We start from the raw sequence: 14,283 nt of genomic DNA, 5'->3' as shown, positions 1-14,283 counted from the left end.
TTTTCAGCAACTCGGGCTGAGCAACGGAGTGTTACTTCCCCAAGCGGTACCTCACGTGGCTTCGTAACTGACAGGCGACACCGCTTATCACCGAGTTTGGACAGCACTTGGTGATCACAGGGCCAGGAAGTGTCGATGAGAACTGACACCGGCTGCTGTTCGAGCTACTGCCATACCAGCGCGGCGACGCGGCGGAAGTTGCCTCCCAGAATCGCGGCGACGGCGTTGTTGGGGTATCCCCGGGCGAGAAGCGTGTCTTCGACGGTCATCAGGTCTTCCGGGGGCATGAAGTTGATCGGCCCCCAGCGGGTGTAGCAGTCGGGGAACAGCTCCGGGCTCTGTTCGAGCATCGCGTTGAAGTCCTCGTGGTCGAACGGGTAGTCGGTCGACACTCCGACGTGTTCCGGACCGACGAGGTCGACGGCGTAGTCGATGTGCCGCATGAGAGCGTCGGTGGTGGCGTCGTTGGGGCCGAGGAAGATCCCGACACCGGTGATGCCGATGACCCCGCCCGTTGCGGCGCATTCCTTGGCCTGTTCGTCGGTGATGTTGCGGGGGTGGTCCCACACCGAGCGCATGCAGGAGTGGCTGTAGATCACCGGCTGCTCGGAGACCTCGCACATGTCCATCCCGGTACGGGCCCCACAGTGGGATCCATCTGCCACCATGCCGACGGCGTTCATCTCCCGTATCAGCGCCCGGCCGTAGGTGGTGAGCCCCTCGTCGACCTCGTCCAGGCAACCGCCGCCGGCGGCGTTGCGGTTGTTGTAGCTCGGCAGCATCGTACGGACACCGAGATCGTAGAAGTGGCGCACTCGGTCCAACTGCCCGTTGAGCGGGCCGGAATCCTCCAGGTCAAAGGCCACCGCGACGTCCCCCGCGTGCCCAGCGGCCTCGATGTCGTCGAGGTTCACTGCCAGCCACAAACGGGGATCCGTGGCGATCCGCTTTCGCCAGCTTGCGATCAGACCGGTGACGTCATCGGCGCTGTGGGGGGCATAGCCCACGTTCACCGAAACGAAGCTGCCCCCGGGCCTGCGGTAGCGCGCCAGTTCGCCGATATCTGCGCGCCTCTCCAAGGGCAGGCAGCAGTGCTGATCCCACAGCAAGGACGGGCGGCTCGGTCCTGAAGATTCATTCGACACAGTACGCATCATGCCCGTGCCTCACCGGTTCCAGGTTCGGCGCCCACGGCCTGGTGATGCTGCTGCTGCCCGGGCTTGGGTGATGGCGAGACGGTACGAGTCGGTGCCGGTCTGGATCAGGTTGCCGCCGAAGGTGAGCCGGTCGACGATGGCCGCGCAGAACCGGGGATCGGGGAAGGTCTTGGTCCAGCGTGCGCCGTGAGGCGCTTCGTTGTATCCCCGACGCAGTCGGGATGATCTTGGAGGGAGGTTCTTGGGTCGCCGGGCTTACTTGAGCGCGAACAGGCGTAGGAGGAGAAACTGCCAACGACCCACCAGACCGTTTGCGTTTCAGTGTGCTGTTGGCCACATTCAGGCAGGTCACGCGCGGTTTTCGGAAACGAAAGTTGTGGGCCTCCGGATAGGCGCCAGGGTCGGAATTCGGTGCTTGACGTGACGAGCCAGGACTGAGCCAAGTGCCTTTGACCTGCAGAAATATGCCACGGTGGGTGTTGTTCGCATTGTTCCGGGCGCTATGCGCCCGGAAAAGAGCACGGTCAAAAGACCGTGTGCGTTTTGACGTGAACGCAAAAACTCCCGACCTGTATTTCTGCAGGTCAGGAGCTTTTCCCGGAGTGCCCCCGGCAGGATTCGAACCTGCGCACACGGCTCCGGAGGCCGTTGCTCTATCCCCTGAGCTACGGGGGCGTGTCGGGTGCCTTGCTTGGCGGCGACGGGTAGAACCCTACCAGCTCTCCGGGAGAGATCATGAACGGGTTTTGCGGGGGCGGGGAGGGTGGGGTCGGGGTGGGGGAGACCGCTCGCAGGGGGTGGAAGTGGGGAAAACCCGGACGCGGCGGTGGGTGCGGACCTACTCTCGTCTTGTGCCAGGCGCGTCCGGTCGGGTGCTTGTTGTGGACGACAACAAGGTCATCCGGCAGTTGATCAGGGTCAACCTCGAACTGGAGGGCTTCGAGGTGGTGACCGCGGCCGATGGTGCCGAGTGCCTGGACGTCGTTCATCAGGTGCGGCCCGACCTCATCACCCTCGACGTGGTGATGCCTCGTCTGGACGGGATCCGTACTGCCGCCCGGCTCCGCGGTGACCCCCGGACGCGGCGTCTGCCCCTTGCCATCGTCAGTGCCTGCACCCAGTACGAGGTCGAGGCCGGGCTCGATGTCGGGGTCGACGCCTTCCTTGCCAAGCCCTTCGATCTGACCGAACTCATCGCACTTGTAGGGCAGTTGGTGGAGCGAGGGCAGGATGAGAAGGCGGGGGGCGTGTTGTTCGGGGTCGGCTCCGGCGGTTCTGCCTCCTCCGGCGCCCCCGCCGGAGCGCCGGCTGGCGGGCTGGATGACGGGCCTGGCAGCCAGACGGGCAGCGGGGGCGAGCACGCCGGGCGCGTTGAGGGCACTGAGCAAGTCGAGGGCACGGAGTACGTCGAGCCAGTCGAGCGCGCGGAACACATCGAGCGCGGTGAGCGCATCGAGCACACTGGGTGTGCCGAGCGCGCCGGCCGCATGGGGGGCTGACCTCGGCTCCGGGACGCCCCCGGACCGAGCGCCGACTCAAGTGCGCGACCCCGCTTCGCCCGGTCGGTGCGGGCGGCATGGCCCGCACCGACCGGTCTGTGTATCCGTGCGCATCCGCCCCTTTCCCCCGACCGATCCAGCGCCCCGCGGCCCCCGCCCCGTCCACATCCCGGACCTCGACGCAAACCGGGTCGCGTACCCGCCCCCCTCCTCCCATACGCTTGTCCCCGTGACCCCCGTCGAGCTCTCCCGCACCGTGCTGCGCGCGGTGCGTCGTGCTGTGGACGACGGGGAGCTGACCGTGGCGGTGCCCGCACGGGCCGTGGTCACTCCGCCGGGGCCCGGGGGAGCGGGGACTACGCGACGAACATCGCGTTGCAACTGGCCCGGCCCGCCGGACGGCCGCCGCTCCAGGTCGCCGAGATCCTGCGGCCCCACCTCAGCCGGACCGAGGGTGTCTCCGCCGTCGAGATCACCGGGCCCGGCTTCCTCAACATCCACCTCGACCGGGCTGCCGTCACCGCCCTGGTATGCCGGATCCAGGGAGACGGCCAAGGCCCCGGCCGATTCCCGTACGGTCACAGCGACACCCTCGCCGGGCAAATCCTCCGGCTGCGGATTCCGTACGACATCCGTGCCGAAGTCGTCGCCGACGCGCTCGTGCGGATCGTCGCCAGCCAGGGCGGTCGCGTCGAGGTCCACCACGCCAGGCCGCAGAGCCCCGCCAAGCTCAACAACAGCCCTCACGGTGAACTCCACGGCAACCCTGGCGGCAACCTCGACCAGCCCAACAAGCCCGGTCGGCCCGACGAACCCGCCCAGCCCGGTGACTCCGGCGCCCCCGTCGGCCCGGAACCCGTCGGCCCGGAACCAGTCGGCCCGGAACCAGTCGGCCCGGAACCCGTCGGCCCGGAAGCTCTCGACCCAGCACCCGTCGACCTCCGCCCCGTCCCCGCCCCGGAAGACCCCACTCCCCTCGGCGGCGACGCCCTCCGCTGGGCCCTCCTGTATCCGGCCGCCCACGACCGCCCCCGGATCACCGCGGACCTCCTCGCGCAGCGCGCCGCAAACCCCCTCTTCCGGGTCCGTTACGCCCATGCCCGAGCCCGCGCCCTCACCCGCAACGCCGCGGCCCTCGGTTTCACCGGTACCCCGGGCAACCCCGACATCCCCAGCACCCCAGGCGGCCTGGAGACCCCAGACAACCTGGCCACCTCAGGCACCCTGGAAAGCCCGCACACCCCGCAAACCCCAGCCGACCACCCCACAGCCATCGCCACACCGGTCACCACCCCCGACGTGACCACCCCCCTCCTCACCGCCCTCGCCGAATACCCCTCCACCCTCGCCCGAGCGGCCACGCACCGCGCCCCCGATCGTCTCGCCCGGCACCTGGTCGTCATCGCCGACGCCCTGCTCGCTTTCCAGCACACGGTGCTGCCCCGCGGCGACGAGAAACCCTCGGCCGCCCACCGGGCCCGGCTGGCGCTCGCCGAAGCCGCCGGGACGGTGCTGGCCGGCGGCCTGTCCCTGCTCGGCATCGACGCACCCGAATACCTCTGAGCGAGCCCGCAGAGCCCAAAGCCCACACAAGCAGCCAGCCGAAGCCGACAGCCAGAGCCTCATGAGGCGACAGGCGAACGGCGACAGCCGAAGCACCCAGAGCCCCAGCGCGCAGAGCCCAGAGAGACAGAGAAAGCCGTACAGACATGAGCCGTTCCGCACACCCCGCCGGGCCCCGTCACGCCGACGTCCTTCCCGAGGGGCACTACGCCGCCCCGCCCGCCGACCTGAACACGCTGGACCCGAAGGTGTGGGCGCAGACCGTCAGCCGTACGTCCGACGGAGTCGTCAGCGTCGGCGGGATCGATGTGAAGGCGCTCGCGGAGGAGTTCGGCACGCCGGCGTACTTCGTCGACGAGGCCGACTTCCGGGCCCGGGCGCGGGCCTGGCGTACGGCGTTCGGGCAGGACGCCGACGTGTTCTACGCGGGGAAGGCGTTCCTGTCCCGCGCGGTGGTGCGCTGGCTGAACGAGGAGGGGCTCAACCTCGACGTCTGCTCCGGCGGCGAGCTCGCCACGGCCTTCTCCGCCGGCATGCCCGCCGACCGCATCGCTTTCCACGGCAACAACAAGTCCACCGGCGAGATCCACCATGCCGTCGAGACCGGCGTCGGCCGTATCGTGCTCGACTCGTTCCAGGAGATCGTGCGGGTCGCCCACATCGCCCAGTCGCTCGGCAAGCGGCAGAAGGTGCAGATCCGCGTCACCGTCGGCGTCGAGGCGCACACGCACGAGTTCATCGCCACCGCCCACGAGGATCAGAAGTTCGGGATTCCGCTCGCCGGTGGGCAGGCCGCGGAAGCCGTACGGCGGGCCCTGAAGCTCGACGGGATCGAACTCATCGGCATCCACTCCCACATCGGGTCGCAGATCTTCGACACGTCCGGGTTCGAGGTCGCCGCCCATCGTGTCGTCGGGCTGCTCAGGGACATCCGTGACGAGTACGGGGTCGAGCTGCCAGAGATCGATCTCGGGGGCGGACTCGGGATCGCCTACACCAGCGACGACGACCCCCGCGAGCCGCACGAGATCGCCAAGGCGCTGACCGAGATCGTCAACCGCGAGTGCGAGAGTGCGCAGCTGCGCACTCCCCGGATCTCCGTCGAGCCCGGCCGCGCCATCGTCGGGCCGACCGCTTTCACGCTCTACGAGGTCGGCACCATCAAGCCGCTGGACGGGCTGCGGACGTACGTCTCCGTGGACGGGGGGATGTCCGACAACATCCGGACCGCGCTGTACGACGCCGAGTACAGCGTCGCGCTGGTGTCCCGGACCTCCGACGCCGGGCCGATGCTCGCCCGGGTGGTCGGCAAGCACTGCGAGAGCGGGGACATCGTGGTCAAGGACGCGTTCCTGCCGGCCGACCTGGCACCGGGTGACCTCATCGCCGTACCGGCGACGGGCGCCTACTGCCGGTCCATGGCCAGCAACTACAACCACGTGCCGCGCCCGCCGGTCGTCGCCGTCCACGACGGTCAGGCCCGGGTCATCGTCCGGCGGGAGACGGAGGAGGATCTTCTCCGCCTCGATGTCGGGTGAACCGGCACGAGGATCCCGGGCTGGAAGCAAAACCTCGGGGTCGGAAGGAAAGCCGCGAGGGGGGAGAGGAGAAGGAGAGCCCCGGGGCGGAAAGAGCGCCCGGTGGGAAGGACAGCCCGGGTTGCAGGGAGAGCGATCCCAGGCCGGCGGGAAGTCCTGACCCCCGGGAAGATCTCCGACCCCGGGCGGCCCCCAGACCCCAGGGAAACCGCCAGCTGCAGGGAAGCCGTCGGCTGCAGGGAAACCATCGGCCGCGGCGAAACCGCCAGCCGCAGGGAAGCCGCAGGCCGGAAGATCTCCGTCTCCCGGACCTGAGAAAATGAAATACATGTCTCACAATCCGGACGAAGGGTAGAAACTCCCGTCCGGTGAGTGAGACTGGTCCCACCGTATTCGGTATGTGAGGAAACGAGGTCGGATGATGCGTACGCGTCCGCTGAAGGTGGCGCTGCTGGGCTGTGGAGTTGTCGGCTCAGAGGTGGCGCGCATCATGACGACGCACGCCGACGACCTCGCCGCACGCATCGGCGCCCCGGTCGAGCTCACGGGCGTCGCCGTCCGGCGGCCCTCCCGGGTGCGCGAGGGCATCGACCCGGCGCTCGTCACCACCGATGCGACCGCCTTGGTCAAACGGGGGACATCGACGTCGTCGTCGAGGTCATCGGAGGTATCGAGCCCGCCCGCACCCTCATCACCACCGCCTTCGAACACGGCGCCTCAGTCGTCTCCGCCAACAAGGCCCTCCTCGCCCAGGACGGTGCCGCCCTGCACGCGGTGGCCGACGAGGCCGACAAGGACCTCTACTACGAGGCCGCCGTCGCCGGTGCCATCCCGCTGATCCGGCCGCTGCGCGAGTCCCTCGCCGGCGACAAGATCAACCGGGTGATGGGAATCGTCAACGGCACGACGAACTTCATCCTCGACAAGATGGACAGCACGGGGGCGGGTTACCAGGAGGCCCTCGACGAGGCCACCGCGCTCGGGTACGCGGAGGCCGACCCGACCGCCGACGTCGAGGGCTTCGACGCCGCCGCCAAGGCCGCGATCCTCGCCGGTATCGCCTTCCACTCGCGGGTGCGGCTCGACGACGTCTACCGCGAGGGCATGACCGAGGTGACGGCGGCCGACTTCGTCTCCGCCAGGAACATGGGCTGCACCATCAAGCTGCTCGCCATCTGCGAGCGGGCCGCGGACGGCGGGGCGGTCACCGCGCGCGTGCACCCCGCGATGATCCCGCTGGTCCACCCGCTCGCCTCCGTGCGCGGCGCGTACAACGCGGTGTTCGTGGAGTCGGACGCCGCAGGGCAGCTGATGTTCTACGGTCCGGGCGCGGGTGGCGCGCCCACCGCCTCCGCCGTGCTCGGCGACCTCGTGGCGGTCTGCCGCAACCGGCTCGCCGGCGCCACCGGGCCCGGCGAGTCCGCGTACGCCGCCCTGCCGGTCTCGCCGATGGGCGAGGTCGTCACGCGCTACCACATCAGCCTCGACGTCGCCGACAAACCGGGTGTTCTCGCCCAGGTGGCGACCGTGTTCGCAGAGCACGGGGTGTCGATCGATACGGTTCGACAGCAAGGACGACTGGACGGCGGCGGCGAGGCCTCTCTCGTCGTCGTCACACACCGCGCCTCCGACGCCTCCCTCACCGGGACCGTCGAGGCGCTGCGCGACCTCGACACCGTGCGGGGTGTCGCCAGCATCATGCGGGTTGAAGGAGAGTAACCAGCAATGACCCACCAGTGGCGCGGAATCATCGAGGAGTACCGGGACCGGCTGCCCGTCTCCGACACCACGCAGGTCGTGACGCTCCGAGAGGGCGGCACGCCCCTCGTACCCGCGCAGGTGCTCTCCGAGCGCACGGGCTGCGAGGTCCACCTCAAGGTGGAGGGTGCCAACCCGACGGGGTCCTTCAAGGACCGTGGGATGACCATGGCCATCACCCGGGCCAAGGAAGAGGGCGCGAAGGCCGTCATCTGCGCCTCCACGGGCAACACGTCCGCCTCCGCCGCCGCGTACGCCGTCCGCGCGGGCATGGTCTCAGCGGTGCTCGTCCCGCAGGGCAAGATCGCGCTGGGCAAGATGGGCCAGGCCCTGGTGCACGGCGCGAAGATCCTCCAGGTCGACGGCAACTTCGACGACTGCCTCACCCTCGCGCGTGAACTGAGCGACAACTACCCGGTGGCGCTGGTCAATTCGGTCAATCCGGTGCGTATAGAGGGCCAGAAGACCGCCGCGTTCGAGATCGTGGACATGCTCGGCGACGCCCCCGACATCCACGTCCTGCCGGTCGGCAACGCGGGCAACATCACGGCGTACTGGAAGGGCTACAAGGAGTACGCCGCCGACGGCATCGCCGCGAAGACCCCCCGCATGTGGGGTTTCCAGGCATCCGGCTCCGCCCCGATCGTGCGCGGCGAGGTCGTCAAGGACCCGTCGACGATCGCCACCGCGATCCGTATCGGCAACCCCGCGTCCTGGCAGTACGCCCTGGCCGCGCGGGACGAGTCGGGCGGTTCCATCGATGAGGTGACGGACCGTGAGATCCTGCGCGCCTACCGGCTGTTGGCCGCGCAGGAGGGTGTCTTCGTGGAGCCCGCCTCCGCCGCCTCCGTGGCCGGTCTGCTGAAGGCCGCCGAGAACGGCAGGGTGGACCCCGGCCAGACCATCGTCTGCACGGTCACCGGCAACGGCCTGAAGGACCCCGACTGGGCCGTCGCCGGTGCCCCGCAGCCCGTCACCGTACCGGTGGACGCGCCGACGGCGGCCGAGCGCCTCGGCCTCGCGTAGCCGTTCGAAACGGCCTGGGAGCCACGCGTAGACGCCGATTCCCGGGGGATAACCCTGACAGGACCCGACAGGGGGTGCACAGGGGGCTTACGACACGCATCGTGCGCCTCCTGTGCGCCCTATGTCGCCACAGAACCTTCCTTCGATAGGCTGTAGTGAACCCGCCTGCCGCATACGCCCTGCAAGGGTGCGGCGCCGCGCCGTCTTCAGCGGCGGCAGGGCCCTCACATACGCATCGAATGTCATTCGACAATCGTCAATCTCGCAGCTCAAGGAGAGTCATCGAGCGATGGCCGGTCCAGCGTTCCGCGCCGCCGCCGTACGGGTGCGCGTCCCCGCCACCAGCGCCAACCTCGGCCCGGGCTTCGACGCCCTCGGCCTGTCGCTGGGGCTCTACGACGACGTGGTCGTCCGGGTGGCCGACTCCGGCCTGCACGTCGACATCGCGGGGGAGGGCAGCGAGACGCTCCCACGCGACGAGCGGCATCTGCTCGTCCGCTCCCTGCGCACCGCCTTCGACCTGCTGGGCGGACAGCCCCGGGGCCTGGAGATCGTGTGCGCCAACCGCATCCCGCACGGCCGCGGCCTCGGCTCCTCCTCCGCCGCCATCTGCGCCGGCATAGTCGCCGCCCGCGCCGTGACCATAGGCGGTGACCACCGGCTCGACGACGCCGCGCTACTCGAACTGGCCACGGAGATCGAGGGCCACCCCGACAACGTCGCGGCTTGTCTCCTCGGCGGTTTCACGCTCTCCTGGATGGAGGGCGGCGCCGCGCGGGCGATCAGGATGGATCCCTCCGGTTCCATCGTTCCGGTGGTTTTCGTCCCCGGAAAGCCGGTTCTGACGGAGACGGCGCGCGGGCTGCTTCCGCGCACCGTCCCGCACGCCGACGCGGCGACCAACGCCGGCCGGGCGGCCCTGCTCGTGGAAGCCCTGACCAGGCGCCCCGAGCTGCTGCTGCCCGCCACCGAGGACCGGCTGCACCAGGAGTACCGGGCGCCCGCCATGCCGGAGAGCGCGGCCCTGGTCGAGCGACTGCGGGCCGACGGCGTCCCGGCGGTCATCTCCGGCGCCGGACCCACGGTTCTGGCCCTGGCCGACGAGGCCAGCGCCGACAAGGTGTCCCACCTCGCGGGCGAGGACTGGGCCGCCAACCGGCTGGACCTCGACGCCCGAGGGGCGTGCGTCCTGCCGCTCACCACCACCACGGTCGCCGGAACCGGCGACGAGTAGGGGCGTTCGGTTGCCGGATTTCGAGAGGGGGAATGTTTGTTGGATCCGGTAGTGTTAATCTCAAGTCTGCACCTGCCTCAGCCATGGCGAGGTGCTTGTCGTCCCCGTCCGGGACAACCATTCTTCCGGGAGTCTCCCAAGCCGCACTGTGCTTCGTACGTCAAGCTGTACGCCGTACGCAGGCACTGAGCGGTCTGCCGAGCAGGCTCCGGAACCGGCGTGGCCGAGCCGCGTGACACAGACACTCAGTGCCACGGCCCGGACAAGCGCCGAATCACCAGAAATTTCCTCCGCCGCCTTAGGCGGACCACCGCCCCGGCACGGTCCACCCGAACAGGACCGAAGCCGGACAGCACAACCGGTCGCCGAGCCAGAAGGCCGACGTCCGCTCCAGGGAAGGACCCTTCGTGAGCGACACCACCGATCTGATGGGCGCACGTGTCGAGGACACCGCTGCCGCGCCCGCCACGGACGCCGCGCCTGCCAGCGGTGCCGGCTCCCGGCGGCGCCGCGGTACCGGCCTAGAGGGCATGGTGCTGGCCGAGCTGCAGCAGGTCGCATCCGGCCTCGGCATCAGAGGCACCGCGCGTATGCGCAAGAGCCAGCTGATCGAGGTCATCAAGGAGGCGCAGGCGGGAGGGGATGCCCCGGCGAAGGCCGAGGCAGCCACCGAGACCAAGCCCAAGCGCCGCGCCACCTCCAAGGCGCGCACGGGCGACGACGCCGCCCCGGCCGAGAAGGCCGCCGCCAAGAAGGCCGAGGCACCCGCCGACAAGGCCGACAAGGCCGTGGCCCAGCAGCAGATCGAGATCCCCGGCCAGCCGGCCGGCGGCGACGAGGCGCCCACCGAGCGCCGTCGTCGTCGTGCCACCGCCGACGCGGGCAGCCCCGAGTCGGTCACCGCCGAGGCGAAGAGCGAGCCCAAGGCCGAGACGCCTGCCCCGGCGCAGGCCGAGGCCAAGGCCGACGCAGGTGACCAGGGCGGCGAGGGCCGTCAGGGCCGCCGCGAGCGTGGCCGTGACCGCGGTGACCGCGGTGACCGCGGCCGTCGGGGCAAGGGCGACGAGCAGCAGGGCGGCGGTGGCCAGCGCGGCCAGCAGCAGAGCCCGCAGCAGGGCGGTGGCCGCCAGGACCGTCAGCGTGACAACGGCCCGCAGGACGACGACGACTTCGAGGGCGGCCGGCGTGGCCGTCGAGGCCGCTACCGCGACCGTCGGGGCCGTCGGGGCCGCGACGAGATGGGCGCCTCCGAGCCGCAGCTCGCCGAGGACGACGTCCTGATCCCCGTCGCGGGCATCCTGGACATCCTCGACAACTACGCCTTCATCCGTACCTCCGGCTACCTGCCGGGCCCGAACGACGTGTACGTCTCCCTCGCCCAGGTCCGCAAGAACGGCCTGCGCAAGGGTGACCACGTCACCGGTGCCGTGCGTCAGCCGAAGGAGGGCGAGCGCCGCGAGAAGTTCAACGCGCTGGTCCGCCTGGACTCCGTCAACGGCATGGCGCCCGAACACGGCCGTGGCCGCCCGGAGTTCAACAAGCTGACGCCGCTGTACCCGCAGGACCGCCTCCGTCTGGAGACGGACCCGGGCGTGCTGACCACCCGCATCATCGACCTCGTGTCGCCGATCGGAAAGGGCCAGCGCGGTCTGATCGTGGCCCCGCCGAAGACCGGCAAGACCATGATCATGCAGGCCATCGCCAACGCGATCACGCACAACAACCCCGAGTGCCACCTGATGGTCGTCCTCGTCGACGAGCGTCCGGAAGAGGTCACCGACATGCAGCGGTCGGTCAAGGGCGAGGTCATCTCCTCGACCTTCGACCGCCCGGCCGAGGACCACACGACGGTCGCCGAGCTCGCCATCGAGCGCGCCAAGCGGCTGGTGGAGCTGGGCCACGACGTGGTCGTACTGCTCGACTCGATCACGCGTCTGGGCCGTGCGTACAACCTGGCCGCGCCCGCTTCCGGCCGCATCCTGTCCGGTGGTGTCGACTCGACCGCGCTGTACCCGCCGAAGCGCTTCTTCGGTGCCGCGCGGAACATCGAGGACGGCGGCTCGCTCACGATCCTCGCCACCGCCCTGGTGGACACCGGGTCCCGCATGGACGAGGTGATCTTCGAGGAGTTCAAGGGCACGGGCAACGCCGAGCTGAAGCTCGACCGGAAGCTCGCGGACAAGAGGATCTTCCCGGCGGTGGACGTGGACGCGTCCGGTACCCGTAAGGAAGAGATCCTGCTCGCCCCCGACGAGCTCGCCATCGTCTGGAAGCTGCGCCGGGTGCTGCACGCCCTCGACCAGCAGCAGGCGGTCGAGCTGCTCCTCGACAAGATGAAGCAGACGAAGTCGAACGCCGAGTTCCTGATGCAGATCCAGAAGACGACGCCCACGCCCGGGAACGGCGACTAGGCCGACTGACAGCCCGGGACCGCGCGCCGGTACCACGCCGGGGCCACCCTCTTTGTGAGGGTGGCCCCGGCTTTGTATGGGACACATGTACGATCACGGTCTTCATGGTTGTGATCAACCGCTGTACTCCCTGGGGGGAATTGAGTGGCCAGACCCATGCCCGGAGCCATTGCCGCCGCGATAGCCGGGACGTTGCTGATGTCGTCCGCGAGTGCGGCGACCGCGACGCCGCCCCACGAGGCGGACACCGTGTCGGCGACGTTCGAAGAGCTGGACGCGCGGGTCGCGGGAGCGATGGCGGCGGACGACACCGTCGGCGAGACGGCGAGGCAGCCGTCGGCGAGCGCGAGCTCGGAGGACATGCGCCCGGAGATCATGATCATCGGTGGCTCGACCACCACGATCTCCTCGGCTCCGTGGATGGCCCAGCTCTGGTACTACGACGACACCCGCGACCTCGGCTTCTTCTGCGGCGGCACGGTCGTCTCGCCGACGAAGATCCTCACCGCCGCGCACTGCGTCGACAAGAGCCAGTTCAGCTGGGTCAAGTACGGCGTCGTCGTCACCGGTACCAACCAGCTGCCGACCGCCGTCCTCGACGACGAGGGCGAGTACGTGCGCACGGACTACCACGGCGGCACCCCCACCGCGGTCTCGCGACAGTGGAACCACTCCTCGTACGACGACGTGTCGATCGACAACGACATCGCGGTCCTCACGCTGGCGAAGCCGGTCAAGGCCACGCCGATCAGGATGACGACGTCGGGCGACACCACCTCGTACAAGGCGGGCACGAAGGCCAAGGCCTACGGCTGGGGCCGTACCAGCTCCACCAACGAGAACACCTCGCAGACGCTGAAGACGGCCACGCTGCCGATGGTGAGCGACACGACCTGCGCGAACACCTGGGGCAGCTACTTCGTCAAGGGTCACATGCTCTGCGCGGGCCCGCCCTCCGGCGGCACCGACGCCACGACCACCACCACCTGCAACGGTGACTCCGGTGGCCCGCTCGTCGTCAACAACAAGGTCGTCGGTGTCGTCTCGTGGGGCGTCACGGACTGCGTCTACAAGGGGGCCTACCCGGTCTTCGCCAAGGTCAGCAAGTACGTCGGCGCGGCCTCTGCGCGGATCGACGACTCCGACATCAGCCGGGACGGCAAGGCCGACGTCTTCCTGCGCAACAAGGCGACCGGCACCGGTTACGTCCGCGCCTCCAAGGGCTCCTCGCTCGACTCCCGTTCGTCGCTGAACTCCCGCGGCAGCTGGAAGGGGTACAACCTCGTCCAGCAGACCGACCTGAACCGGGACGGCCACCAGGACTTCGTGCTGCGCCGCTCCTTGGACGGCGACGTCTTCTGGCGGCGGTACGTGCCCTCGTCCGGCAAGTGGACCACCACGCAGATCTTCGACAACTGGAAGACCCGCACCCGGATCATCACCCCCGGTGACGTCACCGGCGACGCCCTGCCCGACCTGATGTCGGTCGACTCGGCGGGCGCCCTGTGGATCTACCCCGGCAAGGGCAACGGCACCTTCGCGAGCCGCGTCAAGGTCGGCACCGGCTGGAACACGTACAACGCGGTGCTCGGCCACGGCGACTTCACCGGCGACGGCAAGACCGACCTGATCGCGCGCACCAAGACCGGCTCGAACGTCTACCTCTACAAGGGCACCGGCAAGTCCGGCACGGGCGCCTTCGCCTCCCGGATCAAGGTCCGCTCCAACTGGAGCGCCTACAACACGCTCATCACCCCCGGTGACGTGAGCGGCGACGGCAGGGCGGACCTCCTGGCCCGTACGAAGGCCGGCACGCTCTACCTCTACAAGGGCACCGGCAAGGCCACGAGCGAGATCTTCCGCACACGGGGCTCGGTCGGCACCAGTTACGCGCAGTACGACCTTCTCGGCTGAAATACCAGGTGATCCCGGTCCCGCCGGGCTCACCCGTCACACACGGTGCCCATCGCTCTTTACGCGATGGGCACCGTCCGTTGTGCAACCCTTTCCCGGGTCACTCCGTCTGACCGAACGGAGTGACCATGGAGCGGTACGGCCACATCCGACCCGACAGGCCTGGTCCTGGGGGCAGGGGGT

The 14,283-nt window shown here is 69.3% G+C and carries 7 protein-coding genes, 1 tRNA gene and 3 pseudogenes; 8 read left to right on the top strand and 3 right to left on the bottom strand.

Annotated elements, in window-relative coordinates; all coding sequences use genetic code 11:
- Positions 1 to 164 precede the first annotated feature (164 nt).
- The 3 genes and pseudogenes from WBG99_RS10415 to WBG99_RS10405 all read right to left on the bottom strand — a co-directional run bounded on the left by WBG99_RS10415 (position 165) and on the right by WBG99_RS10405 (position 1,832).
- Positions 165 to 1,154, bottom strand: coding sequence for a membrane dipeptidase (locus tag WBG99_RS10415; protein ID WP_338900283.1), 990 nt, complete (start codon positions 1,152 to 1,154; stop codon positions 165 to 167).
- A 12-nt stretch (positions 1,155 to 1,166) separates the two neighbouring features.
- Positions 1,167 to 1,358 (bottom strand): annotated as a pseudogene (locus WBG99_RS10410) (hypothetical protein); the annotation flags it as partial.
- A gap of 402 nt (positions 1,359 to 1,760) precedes the next feature.
- Positions 1,761 to 1,832 (bottom strand) — tRNA-Arg (locus WBG99_RS10405).
- A 176-nt stretch (positions 1,833 to 2,008) separates the two neighbouring features.
- Between WBG99_RS10405 and WBG99_RS10400 the strand changes: the two are divergent.
- From WBG99_RS10400 to WBG99_RS10365, 8 genes and pseudogenes are all read left to right on the top strand, one after another.
- Positions 2,009 to 2,380 (top strand): annotated as a pseudogene (locus WBG99_RS10400) (response regulator); the annotation flags it as partial.
- Between the two features lie 651 nt (positions 2,381 to 3,031).
- Entirely contained in the window at positions 3,032 to 4,219 is a 1,188-nt protein-coding gene (locus tag WBG99_RS10395; RefSeq protein WP_338896060.1) for a DALR anticodon-binding domain-containing protein, read from the top strand.
- Between the two features lie 146 nt (positions 4,220 to 4,365).
- Positions 4,366 to 5,757 (top strand): diaminopimelate decarboxylase, encoded by a 1,392-nt coding sequence (lysA, locus tag WBG99_RS10390; protein WP_338896059.1) that lies wholly within the window; start codon positions 4,366 to 4,368, stop codon positions 5,755 to 5,757.
- 421 nt (positions 5,758 to 6,178) lie between these two features.
- Positions 6,179 to 7,476: pseudogene (locus tag WBG99_RS10385) on the top strand (homoserine dehydrogenase).
- Between the two features lie 6 nt (positions 7,477 to 7,482).
- Positions 7,483 to 8,541, top strand: coding sequence for a threonine synthase (thrC, locus tag WBG99_RS10380; RefSeq protein ID WP_338896058.1), 1,059 nt, complete (start codon positions 7,483 to 7,485; stop codon positions 8,539 to 8,541).
- Between the two features lie 289 nt (positions 8,542 to 8,830).
- On the top strand, positions 8,831 to 9,775 hold the full coding sequence (gene thrB / locus WBG99_RS10375) for a homoserine kinase (RefSeq protein ID WP_338896057.1): 945 nt from the start codon (positions 8,831 to 8,833) through the stop codon (positions 9,773 to 9,775).
- A gap of 407 nt (positions 9,776 to 10,182) precedes the next feature.
- The gene (gene rho, locus WBG99_RS10370; protein WP_338896056.1) at positions 10,183 to 12,186 is read left to right on the top strand and encodes a transcription termination factor Rho; all 2,004 of its coding nucleotides are present in this window, start codon (positions 10,183 to 10,185) and stop codon (positions 12,184 to 12,186) included.
- Positions 12,187 to 12,342: 156 nt separating this feature from the next.
- Positions 12,343 to 14,100, top strand: a complete 1,758-nt coding sequence (locus WBG99_RS10365; protein ID WP_338896055.1) for a trypsin-like serine protease — start codon at positions 12,343 to 12,345, stop codon at positions 14,098 to 14,100.
- Positions 14,101 to 14,283 lie beyond the last annotated feature (183 nt).

It is taken from the genome of Streptomyces sp. TG1A-60, assembly GCF_037201975.1.
Taxonomy (GTDB): domain Bacteria; phylum Actinomycetota; class Actinomycetes; order Streptomycetales; family Streptomycetaceae; genus Streptomyces.
The sequence above is the reverse complement of the archived record's forward strand: the minus strand, read 5'-3'. Positions and strand labels throughout refer to the sequence as shown.